This is a genomic window from Rhizobacter sp. LjRoot28, assembly GCF_964253025.1.
Taxonomy (GTDB): domain Bacteria; phylum Pseudomonadota; class Gammaproteobacteria; order Burkholderiales; family Burkholderiaceae_C; genus Rhizobacter.
Window position 1 is genome coordinate 3,323,350 of record NZ_CAXUQC020000001.1, and the last position, 20,918, is coordinate 3,344,267.

General features: G+C 68.2%; 14 protein-coding genes and 1 tRNA gene. 3 read left to right on the top strand and 12 right to left on the bottom strand.

Features of this window, described 5'->3' with window-relative positions:
- Positions 1–452: 452 nt before the first annotated feature.
- Entirely contained in the window at positions 453–2,255 is a 1,803-nt protein-coding gene (gene arsA, locus ACSQ2F_RS15205) for an arsenical pump-driving ATPase (protein ID WP_436024249.1), read from the top strand.
- Positions 2,256–2,674: 419 nt separating this feature from the next.
- Here arsA and ACSQ2F_RS15210 read toward each other — a convergent pair whose 3' ends face one another.
- Positions 2,675–3,640, bottom strand: a complete 966-nt coding sequence (locus tag ACSQ2F_RS15210) for a Bug family tripartite tricarboxylate transporter substrate binding protein (protein ID WP_436024251.1) — start codon at positions 3,638–3,640, stop codon at positions 2,675–2,677.
- 34 nt (positions 3,641–3,674) lie between these two features.
- Entirely contained in the window at positions 3,675–4,694 is a 1,020-nt protein-coding gene (locus ACSQ2F_RS15215; protein ID WP_436024253.1) for a porin, read from the bottom strand.
- Between the two features lie 204 nt (positions 4,695–4,898).
- Between ACSQ2F_RS15215 and ACSQ2F_RS15220 the strand changes: the two genes are divergently transcribed.
- Positions 4,899–6,254, top strand: coding sequence for a class-II fumarase/aspartase family protein (locus tag ACSQ2F_RS15220; RefSeq protein ID WP_436024255.1), 1,356 nt, complete (start codon positions 4,899–4,901; stop codon positions 6,252–6,254).
- A gap of 159 nt (positions 6,255–6,413) precedes the next feature.
- On the opposite strand, the gene ACSQ2F_RS15225 is transcribed toward ACSQ2F_RS15220, so the two are convergent.
- The 8 genes from ACSQ2F_RS15225 to hemC all read right to left on the bottom strand — a co-directional run bounded on the left by ACSQ2F_RS15225 (position 6,414) and on the right by hemC (position 14,790).
- Positions 6,414–7,565, bottom strand: a complete 1,152-nt coding sequence (locus tag ACSQ2F_RS15225) for a GntR family transcriptional regulator (RefSeq protein ID WP_436024257.1) — start codon at positions 7,563–7,565, stop codon at positions 6,414–6,416.
- 216 nt (positions 7,566–7,781) lie between these two features.
- Complete coding sequence (locus ACSQ2F_RS15230; protein WP_436024259.1) at positions 7,782–8,861, bottom strand: glycoside hydrolase family 26 protein; 1,080 nt, start codon at positions 8,859–8,861, stop codon at positions 7,782–7,784.
- 301 nt (positions 8,862–9,162) lie between these two features.
- A complete protein-coding gene (locus ACSQ2F_RS15235) occupies positions 9,163–10,359 on the bottom strand; it encodes a galactose-1-epimerase (RefSeq protein WP_436026833.1) in 1,197 nt (398 codons plus the stop codon).
- A 249-nt stretch (positions 10,360–10,608) separates the two neighbouring features.
- Positions 10,609–10,685: transfer RNA gene (locus ACSQ2F_RS15240), tRNA-Arg, on the bottom strand.
- A gap of 32 nt (positions 10,686–10,717) precedes the next feature.
- On the bottom strand, positions 10,718–11,965 hold the full coding sequence (locus ACSQ2F_RS15245; protein WP_436024261.1) for a heme biosynthesis HemY N-terminal domain-containing protein: 1,248 nt from the start codon (positions 11,963–11,965) through the stop codon (positions 10,718–10,720).
- Between the two features lie 19 nt (positions 11,966–11,984).
- Positions 11,985–13,091, bottom strand: a complete 1,107-nt coding sequence (locus ACSQ2F_RS15250; RefSeq protein ID WP_436024263.1) for a uroporphyrinogen-III C-methyltransferase — start codon at positions 13,089–13,091, stop codon at positions 11,985–11,987.
- Complete coding sequence (locus tag ACSQ2F_RS15255) at positions 13,088–13,843, bottom strand: uroporphyrinogen-III synthase (protein WP_436024265.1); 756 nt, start codon at positions 13,841–13,843, stop codon at positions 13,088–13,090. The genes ACSQ2F_RS15250 and ACSQ2F_RS15255 overlap by 4 nt, the downstream gene beginning before the upstream one ends.
- A gap of 8 nt (positions 13,844–13,851) precedes the next feature.
- Positions 13,852–14,790, bottom strand: coding sequence for a hydroxymethylbilane synthase (hemC, locus tag ACSQ2F_RS15260; RefSeq protein WP_436024267.1), 939 nt, complete (start codon positions 14,788–14,790; stop codon positions 13,852–13,854).
- 96 nt (positions 14,791–14,886) lie between these two features.
- Between hemC and ppc the strand changes: the two genes are divergently transcribed.
- A complete protein-coding gene (ppc, locus tag ACSQ2F_RS15265) occupies positions 14,887–17,667 on the top strand; it encodes a phosphoenolpyruvate carboxylase (RefSeq protein ID WP_436024269.1) in 2,781 nt (926 codons plus the stop codon).
- Positions 17,668–17,750: 83 nt separating this feature from the next.
- Here ppc and xdhC read toward each other — a convergent pair whose 3' ends face one another.
- Both xdhC and xdhB read right to left on the bottom strand, forming a co-directional pair.
- Positions 17,751–18,554, bottom strand: coding sequence for a xanthine dehydrogenase accessory protein XdhC (gene xdhC / locus ACSQ2F_RS15270; RefSeq protein ID WP_436024271.1), 804 nt, complete (start codon positions 18,552–18,554; stop codon positions 17,751–17,753).
- Positions 18,548–20,917, bottom strand: coding sequence for a xanthine dehydrogenase molybdopterin binding subunit (gene xdhB, locus ACSQ2F_RS15275; RefSeq protein WP_436024273.1), 2,370 nt, complete (start codon positions 20,915–20,917; stop codon positions 18,548–18,550). The genes xdhC and xdhB overlap by 7 nt, the downstream gene beginning before the upstream one ends.
- Position 20,918 lies beyond the last annotated feature (1 nt).

Here is a 20,918-nt window from a genome sequence, read left to right on the forward strand (position 1 = left end):
GCCGGACGTCCAAACGGGCACCTGCCTGAGCGCGGATTGATCCCAGTCAGCGGAAGACGCCGTCATGGGAGTCACCATGGGGCAGCGGTCCAGAGCCGCACCCCATCTCCCCATGCGCCAGGAGTTCGCCATCTCTCGTCATGCCCGCCCTTGCTGGCCGATGCCGGCGCCACGCAATCCGCATCCAGGTGGTGTGTCAAGCGCTGTAGAGCGGCCAATGCGAGCGTGCCAGCCCTTGCCCGGGCTGTCGGCAGCTCACCGGATCTCACATCAGCACCGCGTCCCCAAGGGGAAACCGCGTTGCGGCCCTGCATATCCTCCGGCAGCGCCTCCATGGCAGGCGGCGGCACGGCTGCCCAAGGCCGACGACTTTGAAAGACCGCCCCAAGTCCACCCCGGCACTTGCTCCCGCGACGCGTGACCGCTGACGCACACCCCAACAGGCTTCCAACATGACCGACGCCAGCGCTGCCCCGCTCTCTCTGCTCCACCTGCCGCCTCGATTTCTCTTCTTCACCGGCAAGGGCGGGGTGGGCAAGACCTCGCTCGCCTGCGCCTGCGCCCTGGCTCTGGCAGACGCCGGTCGCCACGTGCTGCTGGTAAGCACAGACCCCGCGTCCAACCTGGACGAAATGTTGGGCGTTCCGTTGTCGGGTCAGCCGACGCCCGTCCCCGGGGCGCCCGGGCTGGCGGCCATGAACATCGATCCGGAGGTCGCCGCCGACGGCTACCGTGCGCGCGTGATCGCCCAGATGCCGGAAGCCAGCTCGGACGTAGAGCGCGGAACGGTGCGCGAGCAGTTGTCCGGCGCCTGCACCACGGAGATCGCGGCCTTCGATGAGTTCATCGGGCTGCTGGCCGGCGACCTGCCCGACCACGACCACGTCATCTTCGATACCGCTCCCACCGGCCACACCTTGCGGCTGCTCAGCCTGCCCAAGGCATGGACGGGGTTTCTGGAAGGGAACGACCGCGGTGCGTCCTGCCTCGGCCCCCATTCCGGACTCAAGATGCAGGAGCAGCGCTTTCGTGCTGGCCTGCAGGCGCTCGCCGATCCCGTGCAGACGGCCATCGTCCTCGTCACGCGCGCAGACGCGGCGGCGCTGCGTGAAGCCGCGCGCACGCACGGTGAGCTGCTGGCGCTCGGCCTGCAGAACCAGCGGCTGGTGGTCAATGCCTGGTTCCAGGCCACGTCGCCGGACGATGCCGTGGCCGCCGCCCTGCAGCGGCTCGGCGAGGACGCACTCCGCGCCCTGCCCGCTTCGTTGGCACGCTTGCCCCAGGACCGCGTGCCACTCCGATCCTTCGACATGGTCAGCCTGACCGCGCTGCGCGCCTTGCTCGACCCGAAGGTGACGCCGCCGGCCGCGCCGCCCCTGCAGACGGCTCCTGCTCCCGAGTTGCCCTCACTGCACGCATTGGTCGATGAGCTCGCGCGCGAGGAACGGGGCCTGATCATGGTCATGGGCAAGGGCGGCGTCGGCAAGACGACCGTCGCCGCCGCGCTGGCGGTCGCCCTCGCCGGACGGGGCAAGAGCGTGCACCTGTCCACCACCGATCCGGCGGCCCACCTCGCCTCGACGCTCGAAGGCGGTGTGCCGGGCATGCAGGTCGACCGCATCGACCCGGCGATCGAGACGCAGCACTACATCGATCGAATCATGGCCAGCCGCGGCCGGGACCTCGACGAAGCCGGCCGCGCCCTCCTGCTGGAAGACCTGCGCTCGCCCTGCACCGAGGAGGTCGCCGTGTTCCACGCCTTCTCCCGCATCGTCAGCGAGGCGCGCAGCGCCTTCGTCGTGCTCGACACCGCGCCCACCGGCCACACGCTGCTGCTGATGGACGCGACCGGCGCCTACCACCGCCAGATGACGCGCGAGTTCGAGGGCACGGCGTCCGCGCGCGTCATCACGCCGCTGATGCGGCTGCAGGATCCGACGTACACCCGCATCGTCATCGTCACCCTGCCCGAAGTGACGCCAGTCTCCGAGGCCGCCGGCCTGCAAGAGGACCTGCGCCGCGCACGCATCGAACCCTTCGCCTGGGTCGTGAACCGCAGCCTGACTGCGTCGGGCACGCGGGACCCGCTGCTGGCCACACGCATCGCCGGCGAAGCCGCACAGATCGCCCGTGTGACCGGCGGGCTGGCTCGGCGGACCTATGTGCTGCCCTGGCAGGCCGAGCCACCGGTCGGCGTCGCCGCGCTGTGCAGGATCACCGACACGTGCCTTCCCGCGGCGCCACAGGCACGCTGAACCGTCGCGGCGGAGAGCCGTTGCTTGTCCGACAAGCTGCTCAAGCCCGGCGCCCTGGAAGGCGGCCGATCGCGCCTGAAGGGCGCCACGCCGGCTCCGTGTGACCTTGCGTGGCAGCACCTGCTTCGCCCGCTCCCGCCGGTGAACGACTCAGCTTCGCCGCTTCCACCAAAGTCACGGACCGCTCGCCGTGAAGCCCTTCAGAACGAGGCCTCGAGCCATGGGCCAGCCCGTCCCCAGGAATGGGCACGGTGCCGGGTGTTCCTTCACCGCCTGACGGCGCGCTCAAGCACGTGAGGCCAGAACCTGCTCCACGCGCTCCTGGCTCCATCCTCTCAGAGCGCTGAGTCTGCTCGGGACCTGCGGTCGTTCACTGCGCTGGCGCCTTAAGTCGTCGAACGGGGGCCCAAGTGGTAGTTTCAATCGAGACTGATCCTCGCTGCCGCGACGATGTCCTTGTAGAGGGCTGCTTGAGGCTTGATGAAGGCTCGCATCTCCTGGCCCTTCATCGGGGCAGTACTGATGCCAGACTCTTGAAGCTTGGTCTTGACCTCCGCCTGTTCCAGGGCTTCCAGTAGCGCCTTCTCGTAAGTGGCGATCGTGGCAGCCGGTGTCCCGGCCTTGACGAACAGGCCCTGCCAAAGAGGCAGCGCGACGCCGGTGAACCCCTCTTCCTCGCCGATCCTCCTGACGTTGGGCAACAGCGGAACTCGAGCGTCGTCTGACACCGAGAGCGCTTTGATCTTCTTGTTCTTCAGGAAGGGCATCGCGGTCGAGAGGACCAGGATCGCGCTGTCGACCTGACTTCCCACCAGGTCATTGACGATCTGCGCGCCGCCTCGGTACGGGATGTGCAGCATCGGCACTTTGGTCTTGGTCGTGATGAGGGACCCGTAGAAGTGCTGCATCGTCCCGATTCCAGGCGTCGCATAGCTCATGTCGCGGTTCGCCTTGCGAAGGCCACTCACGAGCTCGGAGAGCGTGTTGTACGGAGACGAGGCCGGAACGGCGAAGATCATGGGGACGGTGGTGAGCCGACCGACCGGAGCGAAGTCGCGGTCCCAGTCGTGCTTCACTTTCGGGTTGACCATGGGAACGACGACAGTGTCCGTCCCGCCCATGTAAAGGATGCTGCCGTCGGCCGGCCCATTGAGAGTCTTCTGGATGGCAAGCACGCCGCTCGCGCCGACGACGTTTTCGATGATGACTTGGCGGTCGAGGCGCTTGCCCATCTCGGCGGCGACAACTCGGGCGATGAAGTCCGCGCTACCGCCTGCCGAGTAGCCCACGACCAACGTGATTGGCTTGTCTGACTCTGCTTGGGCGCTGGCGCACAGCGCCGTCAAGAAAGCGCCGGCCAACAACGTCCTGATCTTGTGCTTCATACGTATCCTCGGTTGTGGAGAGAAGGGCTTGCAATCAGAAGGTGTGCTTCATGCCGAAGTCGAACGCCGTGAGCCGCGTCTGCGCCACCTGCTTGGCCGAGCCGACGTTGCCGTAGATGAGCGTGCGCTTGCTGAGGTCATACTGCGCGCCGCCCGACATGAACCTCGAGTCGCTGCCATTGGCCGGCCGCAGTTCAGCAAACGAACCGTAGACGCGGCCGAACCCCGTCGGAACCAGCGCGGAAAAGGTGAGCGATTTGGCCGCGCCGTTCACCCCGCCCTTGACCGTCGTGAAGCTGGCAGAGGGACGGACGAAACCCAGGTCGTAGGTCGCACCCACGAGCGCCATGTTGGTGTCGCCATCGAGCCCGTCATAGGCCAGACCGCCCCAGAGCTTGCCCAGCTTGACCTGGACGTTGGCAGCTTCACTGCGCTTGCGCCTGCCTTCGCCGAGACCCGTCGATGCTTCGAAGGTAACTGGACCGAGCTGCGGGGACTTGTACCCGACGCTGTTCGCCCAGCGGATGTTCGAGGCTTCCACGCTGGTCGCCACCGGCGTGTAGTTGGCATAGGTGTAAGCAGCGCCAGTCTGGCTCACGTAGCTCCATGCCGTCGGGTCGACATTCAGTGCAACCCAGTACGCCGGAGAATATTCCCGGCCCGCATAGACCTCGCCCAGCGATTTGCTTCCGAGTGCGACGACCGAGCGACCCAGCCAGAAGACATTGGCGTTGCTCGACGTCCCGGTGTCCATGGCGAAACGATGTTCGATCTGGAAGCGGGCGTATTTGCCGTCTCCAAGGTCTTCGCTCGCGCGGAACCCGATCCGGGAAGTGTTGCCGGCCTTCACGACCCAGTCGTCCGCGGGGCCGGCGCCATTCAATCGCGAGCCAGGCGTCGTGCCGTCGTTCGACTTGGCGATGCCCATGTCAACGATGCCGTAGATCGTCAGCGCGCCTTGTTGCGCCCAGGAAGGTGCAGCAACGGCGGCGAGGCAACCGAAGGCGACGGTTGCAGATTGATGCCGGCTGGCACGAATGAAAGTGGTGAGCACTTGGTTCTCCGAAGCTAGACGTGTACTGCGTATTGCATGGTGCGTACGCAGTGTACGCCATGCGTTTGGCAGGCGCGACACATACAACGGCGGTATTTTCCCTAGGAATCACGGTTTCACTGAGCACCAGTGCGTCGACCGAAAACTGCACGAGTACAATACACTTCGTACATTCAAGAACTGGAGTATGGAATGCGTGTAGGCATGTTCGAGTCGTTCATCACCCAGCATTGGTTCTCGGCGCAAGCCAAGGCCATCTGGAGCGACGAGGCAACACTTCAGGCGTGGCTGGATGTGGAGGCAGCACTTGCCCAAGCGCAAGCGCATCTGGGGATCATTCCCTCGGAGGCCGCCGCTGTGATCGGGAAGATGGCCCACGTTCGACATTTCGACTGCGCGCAGCTATCGCAGGACATCGCGTTCGCGCAGCACCCCCTGGTGCCGGTCCTTCGACGCTTGGAGCAACTTTGCGGGGAGCCGGCCGCGGGCTACATCCACTGGGGAGCGACCACGCAGAACATCTTCGACACCGCGAGCGCGGTGCAGATGCATCGATCCCATGCATTGACCATGGGAGGCCTGTCGGCGGGCATGGTGGCGCTTGAGAAGCTCGCCCTGGAACACAAGGACGCCCCGATGGCGGGTCGAACCCACGGACAGCATGCGCTGCCAATGACGTTCGGCTTCAAGGTCGCTGCGTGGCTCGATGAGCTGGGGCGCGCGAAGGACCGTCTCCATGGGCGGCTGAATGAATCGTTCACCGCCAGCATGGGCGGCGCCATCGGCACATTTGCCGCTGTCGGCAGCATCGGGCCGGCTGTCGAGGCAGCCGTTGCCACCCAGTTGGGCCTCACGCCCCCGACCGGGCTGCCCATCCGAAGCGCATACGACCGAGTCAGTGACTACGTGTCTGCACTTGCGATGCTGGCGGCAACCCTCCAGAAGATTGCTCAAGACATCGTGTTCATGCAACGGACAGAGATCGGTGAAGTCGCCGAAGCGTTTCACATGGGCAAGGTCGGGAGTTCCACCATGGCGCAGAAGCGCAACCCGTCGACCGCGCTGTTGCTGATCAGTCTGGCGCGCATGCTTCGCTCCCGTGGACCCGTTGCCCTCGAGGCCATGGTTCGAATGGATGAGGGCGACTCTTCATCGACGAACGTCACCGACATCCTTCTCCCGGAGATCGGCATCCTTGCTGCGTCTGTGTGCGAAACCTTCGCAAGCTTGGCGCAAGGACTGGTTGTGTTTCCGGACAAGATGCACCAGAACCTGGAACTCACCAACGGATTGATCGCATCAGAGTCCGCCATGATGCAGCTCACTCAATTGATGGGCCGCCACCAGGCGCATCATCTTCTGTATGAGGCCGCCCAAAGGGCGCAAAGTTCTGGCATGCCTTTCATTGAGGCCATCCTCTCCCATCCACACTTCACCACACACAGCATCCCCGCAGGTCTGGCGGAGTCGCTCGTGCCCACCAAGTACGTCGGCTCGTCGGCCGAGTTGACGATCACGACGGTGGAAAGAGTCCGCGCCGGGGGCCAATCGCCAGGATGAGGCATACGCACCGCAACACGGATGGCCGCCATCCCGGCCGCAGCCATGCTGCCTTGGCGGCACGGAAGCGAACGATCCACGGGATCCGCCGAAGGGGGCGCGTTCACGCGTATGGCGGTATGCCTACCGCCGCCCCTGGCTTGAATGGGGAACGAAACGTCAGGCGTCCGGCGGCACACCCTTGATCGGTGCGAAACCAGGTGAGCCGACCGACCGGCCGGCCCGGTGGGTCACCGGCGTGAAAGCTATGCCAAAAGGCGCGCTCGGTTTTGCCCAACGGCGCGCTATCGCGGCGTGGAGTTGGTCGACCTGGTCGGCAACACTGCAGCCAAAGACTTCGAAGAAGTCGCCGTGCTCGTTCGACATGTCAGTCCGGCCAAGGAGTACCACGCTGAGAGCGCCCGGTACATCGATCCCGCGCGCCGAAAGAAGGGACCGAAAACGAGAGCCGTCCTCAATGCCCCAAACCACAACGGCGGTGAACGGTAAGCGGCCTTCGCCGTCCAACTTGCTTGTCAACTCCTCCACGAGCGCCTCGGCATAGTCGGAGTCGGGCCCGTGGGGCACCGACACGCTGTACAGCTCCAGATCAGCACGACTCTCCTTGAGACTGTCGAAGCGTCGTTTACCCAGTTCGTTCGCGAGAAAGGGCGTGGACACCGTCGCATAGCCGATCTTCGTGTGTCCACCTTCAATCAGGCGCGCGACGCTGCGCGCGACCGGCTCGCCCCATTCGGTGCCGACCACCTCGACATCAGCCCCCATGAGGGCTGCACCGTCAATGGCGAGAACGTCGGTGCGCTCCTTGATCGCAGCCAGCAGGTCGATGGTGACGGTCTTGTACGAGGACTGCAAGACGCACGCGTCAAGTCTGGGCAAGCTTCTCAACACCGTCCGCGCATGCTCCGGATCGGTATACGAAACCTCGAGCACCCGATGGCCTTCGGATGTAAAGCGCCGGTGAAGCGCCTCCACAAGGACGCGCCCACGCATGATGCTGATGGAGCGCCTCAGCAACAGGATCGAGCGTGCAGTCTGCTGGCGCGCGCGACCGGTATGGGCAGATGCGCTCCCGGCCGCTCTTCCTTCAGAGCCTGAACCGGCATTGGCAAGGAAGTACGTCCCCCTCCCGCTTTCCGAAGCAATCAGCCCGCGGTCCTTCAAGTGCTGAAAGCACCGTTGCACCAACACCTGCGACAGGCCAAAGCGACGCATGAGGTCGCGGATCGGGGGCACCCGGTCTCCGGGTTGGGCCGTAGCGGCCAATTCTTCGAGGAACCGCTCGAGATCGGCCTGGGAGCTCTTACGCATACATTAACGATACAACACATCCAACCGATAAAGTCCTCGGTTCTCCCTGCTCGGTGAGCTGCGAGCTTGTAGGCGTAGGGCCCTACACACTACACCCGAGCGCCCTGAACCGGGCACTTGAAGGGGAGGCTGGCTGGCCGGGATTGATGCGGCGTGTGCGAAGGGGCGCGAGGTCGGGCGCGGAACGAAAGAAGAGGTCCTCAATGGCCGCGCCGGTCAGGCTGTGGCCCGGGCCACCGACAGCAATGCCCTGCCGTTGCCACGCACGTAGTCCGACCTCAAGCCGGCCACCATCGCATCCCACGCGGCCTCGCTCGAGGTGATCGCCCAGCTGGTTTCCTTGATGATGTCGAACCAGGTGAAGGCGCGGACCTGCGGCCAGTGCGGCAACTGCGCGAACATGGCCTGGATCCACGCCGCCTTGTCGCCGCCGGCCTCGGAACTGGCCATCTCGGCCAGGAGCACGGGCTTGTCGGGCGCGATGCGGGCGGCGATGGCGAGGGCGTTCTCGAAGACGTCGCGGAAAGGTGTCCAACGCGACCACGGCTGGCTGACACCGAAGTTGTAGCCGTCGATGCCGACCCAGTCGACCACATCGGCGCCCGGCCATGCGAGGGCCGGGTCGTTCCACCGGGCTTGCGGGGTGCTCTGGTTGTTGAAGCACCAGACCCATTGCACTTGCGTGGCCCCCGCCGCCCGCACCCGCTCGACCACGCGGCGATAGGCCTTGACGTAGAGGTCAGCGGACTGGCCGTTGCGGGCCATGCCCCAGGGATACCAGTCACCGTTGAACTCGTGGCCCCAGCGCAGCATGAACGGCAGGTTCAGCCGCGCCGCGGCCGCCCCGTAGTCGGCGAGATAGGCGTCCCACTTGCCGGCGACGATGTCGGCAAGGGGAATCGCTTCGTCGCGCGCGCCCCACGGCTCCCAGGTCACCTGCGCGGCCATGCCTTGTTCAGCGAGGTAGCGGATGGCCGACTCGGGAAAGGGCGCGCCGAAGCGGGTGAACCACATCGCGGCGGCCGGCTTGAAGCGGTAGTTCTCCTGCGCGGCGTCCACGACGTCCATGACGCCGGCTTCGCGGAACACGCCGAAGAACACACCGCGGGAGGCGCCGGGGTCGGTGTCGATGCGGATGGGCAGCGGCTCGGACGGGTTGCCCGGTGTCGACGCCGTGGTCGTTGCCGTGCTGCAGCCGGCCAGCGGCCAGGCCGCCGTGCCGAGCGCCGTGGCGCCACCTGCCGCGAGCAGGCGGCGTCGTGTCAGGTCGGGAGAAGGTGAATGCGGAAAGGTCATGCCGGGGTCCTGAGCAAGCGTGTGGTGCGCGCGTCTGGAACCGATACCAGCGCGCCGACATGCTAGCGGCAAGTGCTCGCTCGCGGGAGGGGGAGAACGATCGGACTCCGGGTGACACCGGCCTTGGCGACTGCGACGCAGCGCTGTCCGGCGACCGTCCCCGACAACACCGAAGGCTCACCCGGGCGCGCTGGCGACGGCTACGACTGAAGCGAGCGGTGCCTTGCTAACGGCCTCTGTCTAAGCCCGCTCACGCGCTTGACCGGAGCACCCCGCCAGATCATTGCGTCGACCCCCGCAGTCATCGAAGAAACTTCCACCGGATGACGTGTCGATACGGACGAGACGGACCGAAGAAGCACGACGGCTGCGGCCACTCCGGATGATTCGGGCTGTCCGGCAGGAATTGGGGTTCGAGCGCGACGCCTGCGCAGGCCGGAAGCGGCACGCCATGGCGCGACGGGATCCCTTCCAGATACTGCCCTGCGTAGAGTTGCAACGACGGCAGCGTCGAGTACAGCTCCATGCCGAGCGTGCCGTCCGGGGCAGCGAGGGTACAGAGCGGGTTCTGCATGCCGGAGCACGTCGGATCGATCAGGAACGCATGATCGTAGCCACCGGCAACCTGCTGCTGCGCATCCTTGAGCCAGTCGTCCGCGAGGCGCTTCGATTTTCGAAAGTCGAAGGAGGTCCCCGCGACCGACACCAGGTCACCCACGGGAATCAAGCCCCCATCCACCGGCAGATAGTGCTCGGCGTTCACGGAAAGGCGATGCTCGCGCACATCCGAGGGTTCGCCGCCCAAGTTGTAGTACGCATGGTTCGTCAAGCAGACGGGACTCTCTTCGCTGAGCTCCGCATGTGCGTTCATCTCGATGGTCGACTCGTCGATCAACCGGTAGGTCACGACGACCTTGGCCTCCCCGGGAAACCCCTGGTCGCCCGCGGGCGACGTGAGCGACAAAGTCACCTCGTCGGACGAACGCTTCCGGATGTCCCAGAGTCGCGTGTGAAAGCCCTCGGGCCCGCCGTGAAGCTGATGGGGCGAACCGACGTTGGGGACGAGGGTTCGAACCTGGCGCTCGTGCACATAGCGGGCACCGCCGATGCGATTGGCATAGCGACCGACGGTGGCCCCGATGTACGCGTTCCGCGCCTGGGGCTCCGTCATGGTGTGGCGACCCAGCAGGACCTCTCGCTGCCACTGGCGCCCGAGCGGCACGCGGCAACTCAACCAGGTCGCCCCCAGGCTGGACAGCGAGAGTTCGAGGCCTCCCGCACGGAGCGTGACGACTGTGGGTTCTGCGCTGCTCATCAGGTTGCGTGCAAGACGCTTCGGTTGCTGCGGCGAGCAGGATACCGTGCGTGAGCCTCGGTGATCGGACGCGCATCGCCGCCGCCAAACTTTCATCGGTCGATAACCGTTTGCTGGCCCACGAGACCGCGGACCAGATCGATCTGCAGCGGCGCACTCTGCATTCATCGACGCACACCGCATGGCAGTCGGCACGCCGGAAGCGCAGGCTGAGCGGCGGGACCTGCGGCACAGCGCCACTGCAGCATGGCGGGTGGAGCTGCACACGGCGCTGGAGAAGATCAGCGAAGACACGGGCCGTTGGAACTGGAGCCCGGCGACGCGAAGGAGGAACAGCGGCAGATGGGAAATGCCAGTCCCTCAAAAGTCGCCGCACAAAGAAAAACGGGTCAGTCCTTTCGGACTGACCCGTTTCTCTAGAACTAGAAGTTCTGGTGCGGCTGGCAGGAATCGAACCCACGACCCCTTGGTTCGTAGCCAAGTACTCTATCCAGCTGAGCTACAGCCGCGAAGCCTTGAACTATACACGATGTTTTGTGAGTCACGCAAGTGCTGCCGCGTTTTTATAGCAATCCGCTGCACGCTTCTCATCGGACTGCACTTCCGCCAGGCGTGCCAGCAGCAGCCAGGCATGGCGGCGCGCGTTCAGTGGCAGCTCGCGTGAGGACGTGGCCTGCTCGAGCAGCACGCGGGCCTTGCCCCACAGTTCGCGCTCGGTCCACGCGCAGCCCACGGCATACGCCACCGCGGCATCGCGCGGCAGTGCCGTGACGGCCGTTTCGAATCGGGGCAGCCAGTCGGGGCCGATGCCGGCCACGCATTGCACCAGGGCCTCGGCCACACCGGCGCGTTCATCGGGCAGCAGTTCGGGCAGGCGGTCCCAGAAGGGGCGCAGCCACGCACGCGCTTCGGTGGCGCCACCGTAAAGCGCGAGGCGGCTCGCCGCGCGGGCGGCCACCAGCGGGTCGCGGCGGTCGGCCGGCTCCAGGGCGAACCAGACGCGGCGGACCTGGTCGGCATCGCGCGCGCCGTCGAGCGACTCGAAGGCGAGTGCACGCAAGAGGCCCAGCGCAGCGCCCTTGGAGAAGCCCTGGTGCTTGGCGAGCAGGCGCGCCGTCTTGAGTGCTTCATGCGGCTGGTGGGCCAGGCGCGTGGCCTGCAGCTTCAGGCGCAGCGCATGCGTGCGGCGCGCGACGCCGGGCGGCAGTTCGGCGAGGAGTTCCAGCGCCCTGCCCGCGTCGCGGTCGTCGAGGGCCCACTCGGCAGCCAGCAGTCGGGCGCCTTCCTCCGCGGGCCGCGCCAGCGAGCTGCGGCTCGACAGGTCGAGCGCGGCGCTCAGCGCGTCGTCGCGACGCGCACGGTCCTGCAGCTTGTGCAGGCTGCCGGCGGCGAGCAGGTGGCCGAGCACGGTGAACTCGTTGTCCTGGACCAGGTCGGGTGTCTCGGCCTGAATGACGAGGGCTCGCTGCGCCGCCTTGTGGGCCCGGCTGTAACGCCCCCCGAAGTACTGGGCAAGGGCTTCGCGCAAGGCCGCCTGGGCGGTGCGATCGCGACGGGCGACGCGCCATTCATGGGCCCGCCGCGGCAGGCCGACCAGTGCGTTGATGGCCTGGATGGCGCTCACGAGCACGAAGCAGGTGCCGACCAGCGCCAGCAGGAAGAGGTTCAGCGACACGTCGGTGCGTTGGTGTCCCCAGTAGAAGGACACGAGCCCGTCGTTGGCGCCGAGGCTCGACGCCGCCACGACGGCCACCGCGAACAACAGGATGAACCAGATGACGGCGCGCATCGGTCGCAGCCTCACCGCTTCAGCGCCCGGCCGCCGCAGCGGCGAGCGCAGCGAGGGTCTCGTCGGGCCGCGGCAGGCTCACGTTGCGGGCGCTCGCCGTCACCTGCTTGACCAGTTCGGCGGCCACGGTGGTGCGGCGCGAGCTGCGATCGAAGTAGCGGTCGAGCATGGCCTGCACCGCCTTGAGGTCGGTCTGCGTGGTGTCGAACTGGCGGCTCAGCAGCGCCAAGCGGGCGTTGAGCAGACGCAGCTTCAGGTTCTCGCGGAGGAAGAAGGCCTGGTCGGGCGTGAGCAGGGCCGCCTCGGGATGCTCGATGTGGGTGACCCGCACCAGCGAGCGAACCTCGGACCACACCCGTTCGATCGCCCCGTCCCAGCCGGAGCGCACTGAGCCCCACCAGGACGCCGGCCCGCTCGCCGCGGGGGCAGCCGGCGTCGGCTGCTGCGGCGTGGGCCGGGAAGGCTCCTTGCGCGAGGCCTGGGCCAGCAGGGGCAGTTCGTCGACCAGCCGCACGACCTCGTCGAGCTTGATCGTGAGGGTGGAGATGTCGGGCACGCCCACGGCCTTCACCCGGTCCATGTCGCGGGCCAGGGCGCGTCGAACGCCGTCGAGCCGCGGCTGGCTGTGGCGGGCAAGGCGCTCGTCTGCCTGCTTGAGGGCCGACACCAGCGGCTCGGCACTGCCGGTGATGATGGATTGGTGCTGCGCGACTCGCAGGCCGGCCTCGATGTCCACGACGAGGTTCTCGTCGCGCGAGCGGGACAGCGAGTGGATCAGCTCCTCGAGCTGCGTGCGCTGCAGCGCCACCTCGGCAAGGCGCGCCTCGAGCAGCGCCACCTTGGCCGCGCTCTCGCGGGCGGTGTCCTGGGACTGCTTGGCCAGCAGGCGCGCCTCGGTGGCCTGGCCCTGGGTGTCCTGCTGGCGGCGGGCGAGTTCCTGCTCGATCGTGCGAACCCGCTTCTGGGCCGCCAGGGCAATGGCCAGGCTGGCCAGCAGCGCCAACGTGAAGATGATGCCCAGCACCGTCGCCCACACTCGGCGTGGCCGGGGCGGCGACGCGGGCACGACGGGAGGCAGGGCCGGTCCGGCCAGCGGAGGGTCGAGGGGCAGTGGGGTGTCGTTCACGCCTGGGATTGTATGCATCCCACCACGGCCGGCAGGGCGGGCCTGGCCTCGACCACACGGCCGAAGCCGGCCTGGCGCGCCCGCTCGGCGATGCGGGGGTGCGTGGCGAGCGCATGGGCGTCGGACCAATCGGTGCCCGGTGCGAGCGCATCGAGGTGGTCGATGGCCTCGGAACTGCTGAAGAACCACAGGTGCTGCGCCGGCTCGGCCAGGGCGCGCGCGAGGATGGCGGCGCCCGACTCGTCGAGCCGCGGGGCGGCCCGCTGGTAGGCGGCCACGAAGCTCAGGGTGGCGCCCCGCTCGGCGAGCCGGGCGGCCAGCCAGTCACGGCCGCTCGTGCCGCGCACGACGAGCACGCGGCTGCCTTCCCATGGCAGGTCACCGATCACCTGCCAGAGCGACTCCGAGTCGAACTGGGCGGCATCCGAGGGCGGCTCCACGATGGCTGCGGCCGGCACGCCCAGGCGCTTCAGGGCCGCCGTGGTGCCGGGACCGGGAGAGCCCGCCAGCACCCCCGCGGGCCACGCACGGTCCGGCGGCTGCAGGGCGAAGAAGTGGGCCGCGGCGTTCGGGCTCACGAACATGACGAGCTTGAACGTGGCGAGGGCCGCCCAGGCCTCGCGCACGGGTGCGCCGTCGGCGGGCGGCTCGATGCCGATCAGCGGCAGCGCCTCGGCCTCGATGCCGGCCGCTCTCAGGGCCTCGACCCATTCACCGGCCTGCCCGGCCGGCCGCGTGACGAGCACCCGCACGGCGCGCCTCAGGCGACCGGCAGGTAGCTGGCGGCGCCCTGCGCTCGAAGGAGGTCGGCCGCCTTCACCCCGAGGGCCGTGGCCGCCGATTCGTCGGCCGCAGAGCCGGAGGTCTCGGCGCGAAGCAGGGGCCGCGTCGTGGATTCAGGATCGCCCAGGGCCACGGACACCTGCAAATTGGCGCCTTGCCAGACCGCATGCGCGGCCAGCGGCATGCTGCAGCTGCCGCCCAGCGAGCGGGAGACGGCGCGCTCGGCGTGCACCGCCAGCCAGGTCGGCCGATGCGTCAATTGACCGAGCTGGGCACGCAATGCCGTGGCATCCGAGCGGACCTCGATGCCGAGCGCGCCTTGCCCCGCGCAGGGGATCATCTCCTCGGCCGAGAACACGCTGCGGATGCGGTCGCCCATGCCGAGGCGCTTCAGGCCGGCGGCCGCCAGCACGATGGCGTCGAACTGACCTTCGTCGAGCTTGCGCAGACGGGTGTCGAGGTTGCCGCGCACCGGTTCGATCTGCAGGTCCGGGCGGAGTGCGCGCAGCTGCACGACGCGGCGCAGGCTGGAGGTGCCCACGCGGGCGCCCTGCGGCAGATCGGCCAAGGTGGCGAAGTTGTTGGACACCAGCGCGTCGCGCGGATCCTCGCGGTCGAGCACGCAGGCGAGTTCGAAACCCTCGGGCAGCTCCATCGGCACGTCCTTCAGCGAGTGCACGGCGAGGTGGGCCCGGCCCTCCTCGAGCGCCGTTTCCAGCTCCTTCACGAACAGGCCCTTGCCGCCGACCTTCGACAAGGTGCGATCGAGGATCTGGTCGCCGCGGGTCGTCATGCCGAGCAGGTCGACCGTGCAGCCCAGGCGGGCCTGGAGCAGGTCGCGGACATGTTCGGCCTGCCACAGGGCGAGCCGGCTCTCGCGGGTGGCGATCAGGAGGGAGGTGGAGGTCTCAGGCATCGCGAAATGCTATCAGGCGCACGGCCCGGCGGCGCGGCGCCGGATGCGCCTTCCTTGACGCCCATTAACATTGCGCCCTCTCTCACAAGGAAAGCCATGGCATCCCGCTCGAAAGTCGATACCCCTGACAAGAACGGTCCTCTGATCGAGGACATTCGGCTCCTGGGCCGCATCCTCGGTGAAGTGATCCGGGAACAGGAAGGCCGGGCCGCCTTCGACCTGGTCGAGCGGGTGCGCCAGCTATCGGTGGCCTACCGCTTGAAGAGCGACGTGCAGGCCGGCCGGGCCCTGGACCGGCTGCTGAAGAACCTGAGCAGCGACCAGACGGTGAGCGTGATCCGGGCCTTCAGCTACTTCTCGCACCTGGCCAACATCGCCGAGGACCGGCACCACGTGCGCCGCCGCGAGCACCACGAGCAGCAAGGTCACCTGCAGGAAGGCTCGGTGGCCATGGCCTTCGAACGCCTGGCCCAGGCCGACATCCGCGCCAACGACATCGCCCGCACCTTGCGCCAGGCGTTCATCTCCCCCGTGCTGACCGCGCACCCGACCGAGGTGCAGCGCAAGAGCATCCTCGACGCCGAGCGGGCCATTGCCGAGCTGCTGCAGGCCCGCGACAGCGTGCACTCCGAGCGCGACCTCGCCCAGAACGAACTGCTGTTGCGCGCCCGCGTGACGCAGCTGTGGCAGACGCGCATGCTGCGCTACACCAAGCTGACCGTGGCCGACGAGATCGAGAACGCGCTGAGCTACTACCAGTCGACCTTCCTGCGGCAGATCCCGCGGCTGTACGGCGACATCGAGGAGGCCCTGCCCGGCCAGGAGCTGGGCAACTTCTTCCGCATGGGCAACTGGATCGGTGGCGACCGCGACGGCAACCCGAACGTCAGCGCCGAGACGCTCAAGATGGCGCTGCGCCGCCAGAGCGAGACCGCGCTGCGCTTCTACCTGACGGAGGTGCACGAGCTGGGCGCCGAGCTGTCGCTGTCGCTGATGCTCAACCCGATCAGCCCCGCCCTGCAGGCGCTCGCCGAGCGCTCGCCCGACCAGAGCGACCATCGCCAGGACGAACCCTACCGGCGTGCGCTCATCGGCGTGTACGCACGCCTCGCGGCCACCCTGCATGCCCTCACCGGCACGGAAGCGCTACGCCACGCGGTGGCCCCGCAGAACCCGTACGCCTCCAGCGACGAGTTCCTGGCCGACCTGCAGACGGTCGAGGCCTCGCTCACGGCCCATCACGGACAGGCCCTCGTGGGCCCGCGCCTGCGCCCGCTGATCCGTGCCGTGCAGGTGTTCGGCTTCCACCTCGCCACCGTGGACCTGCGCCAGAGCTCCGACAAGCACGAGGCCGTGGTGGCCGAGCTGCTGAAGGTGGCACGCTTCGAGGACGACTACAGCGCGCTGGACGAGGCGGCCCGCCGCAACCTGCTCGTCGCCGTGCTGCATGACGCTCGTCCGCTGCGCGTGCCGGCCGCGGCCTACAGCGACCACACGCGCGACGAGCTCGCCATCTTCGAAGCCGCGCTGCAGATGCGCCAGCTGTACGGTCGCGAATCGCTGCGCCACTACATCATCTCGCACACCGAGGACGTGAGCGACCTGCTCGAAGTGCTGGTGCTGCAGAAGGAAGTGGGCCTGCTGCGTGGCACCCTGGATGACAGCGCGGAGGCCGACCTCATCGTGTCGCCGCTCTTCGAGACCATCGGCGACCTGCGCAACGCCGCGCCCATCATGGAGGCGTACTACGCGCTGCCCGGCATCGCGGCCATGATCAAGCGATCGGGCCGCGAGCAGGACATCATGCTGGGCTACAGCGACAGCAACAAGGACGGCGGCTTCTTCACCAGCAACTGGGAGCTCTACCGCGCCGAGATCGCGCTCGTCGAGCTGTTCGCCGGCCTGCGTGATGCGCATGGCATCACCCTGCGCCTCTTCCATGGCCGCGGCGGCACCGTGGGTCGCGGCGGCGGCCCGAGCTACCAGGCCATCCTGGCCCAGCCCCCCGGCACGGTGAACGGCCAGATCCGCCTGACCGAACAGGGCGAGGTCATCAACTCGAAGTACGCCAACCCGGAGATCGGCCGGCGCAACCTCGAGACGCTGGTGGCGGCCACGCTCGAAGCCACGCTGCTGCACCCGACCCAGGCGGCGCCCAAACGCTTCCTCGAAGTCGCCGCGCAACTGAGCGATGCCAGCATGGCGGCCTACCGCAAGCTGGTGTACGAGACCCCGGGCTTCACCGACTACTTCTTCTCGGCCACCCCGATCCGTGAGATCGCCGAGTTGAACATCGGCTCGCGCCCGGCCTCGCGCAAGGCCACGCGCGCCATCGAGGACCTGCGCGCCATTCCCTGGAGCTTCAGCTGGGGCCAGTGCCGCGTCGCCCTGCCCGGCTGGTGCGGCTTCGGCACGGCCATCGAGAAGTTCCTCGGCAAGGATCCGGCCGAGCGCAAGGAGCGCCTGACCGTCTTGCGCCGCATGCACAAGCAGTGGCCGTTCTTCCGCACGCTCATGTCCAACCTCGACATGGTGCTCGCCAAGAGCGACCTGGCCATCGCCGCCCGCTATGCGGAGCTGGTGGAGGACAAGAAGCTCGGGCGCCGCATCTTCTCGGCCATCGAGGCCGAGTGGGGGCGCACGAGCGAGGCCTTGTCGCTCATCACGGGCGAGACCCGCCGCCTGGCGTCGAACCCGTCGCTCGCGCGCTCCATCGAGCACCGCTTCCCCTACCTGGACCCGCTCAACCACCTGCAGGTCGAACTGATGCGCCGGCACCGGCAGCGCGTCGAAGGCGATCCGCAGAACGAGCGGGTGCAGCGCGGCATCCACATCTCCATCAACGGGGTGGCGGCCGGACTGCGCAACACCGGCTGAGGCCAAAGGCCCCGGCACGTCCTTCGGGACGACCGGGGCCGGCGGCGCGCGCCTCGGAGCGTGCGTCGGGTGTGTCTGCAGCGTCAGTTCGCCGACGGTTGTTGCAGCAACTGCGCGACCACGCCGATGGCGATCACCTCCGGCTCCTTGCCGGCAATGCCCGGCACGCCGATGGGACACGTCATGCGGTCGATCACCGAGGCCGCAAACCCGCGCTGCTCGAAGCGATGGCGGAACCTCGCCCGCTTGGTGAGCGAGCCGATGAGGCCGAAGTAGCCGAAGTCGCCGCGCTGCAGGATGGCCTCGGCGATGCGCTCGTCGAGGTCGTGCCGGTGGGTCAGCACGAGGTAGTGCGCACCGGTCGGGGCATGGGCCACCTCGGCTTCCACCCCATCCACCGCCACGCGGCGGATGTGGCGTGGCCATGGCTGGCCGTCGATGAGCGCCGGAAACTCGTCCTCGCGCTCGTCGATCCAGTCCACCGTGACGTCCAGTGGCGCCAGCAGCCGCGCGATGGCCCGGCCCACGTGGCCGGCGCCGTACAGCTGCAGGTGAAAACGCGGCCGGCGGACCCAGCCCGCCATGGCTTCAGCGCCCAGGGGCTCGAAGCGCAGCAGGACCACGCCACCGCAACACTGACCGAGTGCCGGCCCGAGCGCCTGGCGCTGCTCGCGCGGCTGCAGGTGCGCGTCCTTCAGCATGGCGCGCGCCGTGGCGATCGCCTGCAACTCGAGGTGACCGCCGCCAATGGTGCCGACGCAGGCCTCGGCCGACACCAGCATGCGCGTGCCGGCATCCCGCGGCACCGACCCCGACGCTTCGCTGACCGTGACGACCACCGCCGGCCGACCTTCGGCCAGCCACGCCGATGCGGCGTCGTTCAGCATCCGGCGCGCACCGCGTCGACGGCCCGCAGGATGGCTTCCGGCGTGGCCGGGGCATCCAGCGGCGGATCGACGCGATGCTCGCCCACGGCCGAGATGGCGTCCCGGATGGCGAAGAACACCGAGAACGGCAGCAGCAGCGGCGGCTCGCCCACGGCCTTGCTGCGGTGCACGGTGTCCGCCGGGTTCTCGGCATCGTGAAGCCGCACGTCGAAACGGGCGGGGCAGTCGTTGGCCGTCGGGATCTTGTAGGTGCTCGGGGCGTGGGTTCGCAGATGGCCCGCCAGGGCCGAGCCGTCGGCCGGGTGCCACACCAGCTCCTCGGTGGTGAGCCAGCCCATGCCCTGGATGAAGGCGCCCTCGATCTGGCCGATGTCGATCGCCGGGTTGAGCGAGCGCCCCACATCGTGCTGCACGTCGGCCTGCAGCAGGCGCCACTCGCCGGTCAGGGTGTCCACCATCACCTCACTCACGGCCGCACCGTAGGCGAAGTAGAAGAACGGTCGGCCCCGCATCGCCTCGCGATCCCAGTGCAGGCCCGGGGTGGCATAGAAGCCGTCCGACCACAGCTGGACGCGCGCGAAGTAGGCATCGCGCACCACGTCGTCGAACGGGAAGCTGCGCCCCCCCGCCAGCAGCCGATCGTTCGCGAAGTCAACCTCGTCCGACGCGACGCCCTCGCGCGCCGCCAGGAACTCGGCCAGGCGCTGGCGGAGCTGCCGCGCCGCATCCTGCGCCGCCTTGCCGTTGAGATCGGCGCCGGTCGAGGCCGCGGTGGCCGAAGTGTTCGCCACCTTGTCGGTGTCCGTGGCGCTGCACCGGACGCGCTCGAACCCGACGCCGAGCTCGTGGGCCACCACCTGGGCCACCTTGGTGTTGAGCCCCTGGCCCATCTCGGTACCGCCGTGGTTGACGAGGATGGAGCCGTCCGCATAGATGTGCACGAGGGCACCGGCCTGGTTCAGGTGGACGACGTTGAACGAGATGCCGAACTTGACCGGCGTGAGCGCAAGCCCCCGCTTGAGGACGGGGCTCGTGGCATTGAAGGCCGCGATGGCGGCGCGGCGGGCGCGGTAGTCGCTGCGGACTTCCAGCTCCGCCGTGAGCGGCATCAGCAGGTTGTCTTCCACTGTCTGCCCGTAGGGCGTGACGTTGCAGTCACCGACACCGTAGAAGTTGGCCCGCCGGACGTCGAGCGGGTCGCGGCCGAGCCGGCGCGCCACCGAGTCGATGATGTACTCGATGGCGATCGCTCCCTGCGGGCCACCGAAGCCGCGGAAGGCGGTGTTCGACTGCGTGTTGGTGCGGCCGGAGAAGCCGTGCACGGCCACGTTGGGCAACCAGTAGGCGTTGTCGAAGTGGCAGAGCGCCCGCGTCATCACCGGCGCGGAGAGGTCGGCCGAATGGCCGGCCCGTGACACCATGGTGACCTCGGCCGCGAGGATGCGTCCTTCGTCGTCATGGGCCACGTCATGCGTGTGCTCGAAGCAGTGGCGACGACCGGTGATCATGAAGTCGTCGTCGCGGTCGGGCCGCAGCTTCACCGGCCGCCCCAGCCGCACGGCCGCGATGGCTGCCAGGCAGGCGAAGACGGCGGACTGCGACTCCTTGCCACCGAAGCCCCCACCCATGCGCCGGCAGATCACCTGCACCTGGCTCGACGCCCGCTGCAGCACGCGCGCCACGAGGTGCTGCATCTCGCTCGGATGTTGGGTGGAGCAGTAGACGCGCACGCCGCCGTCTTCCTGGGGCAGCGCATAGCTGATCTGCCCTTCCAGGTAGAACTGCTCCTGGCCGCCCACGAACCAGCGGCCCTGCAGGCGGTGCGGCGCATCGGCCAGTGCGCCTTTGATGCCGCCCGGATGCGATGTGCGCACCAGGTGCTGCGGCGGGACGACGTAGTCCCCCGCGGCATGGGCTTCGGCCGGCGTGAGCACCGGCGGCAGCGGGTCGATGGCCAGCACCTCGCGGGCACGGGCCGCGGCGCGACGCGCGGCATCGCGACTGGTGGCGATGACGGCGAACACCGGCTGCCCGGCGTAGCGCACTTCACCCTCGGCCAGGATGGGGTCGTCGTGCTCGATGGCGCCGCAGTCGTTGGGGCCGGGCAGGTCCGCGGCACTCAGCACGGCAACCACGCCCGGCAGTGCACGCAAGGTGTCGAGCGACATGCCCGTGATGCGCCCTCGGGCGACGGGCGACAGGCCGAGCGCGGCATGCAGCGTACCGGCCAGCTCGGGGATGTCGTCCGTGTACGGCGCTGCGCCCGCCACGTGAAGGTGGGCCGATTCGTGCGGGCGGCTGGCGCCCGCACGCGCCGCGGTCGCCGGTTCGGCCATGAGGAAGGAATCGATCGGCTGGTTCATG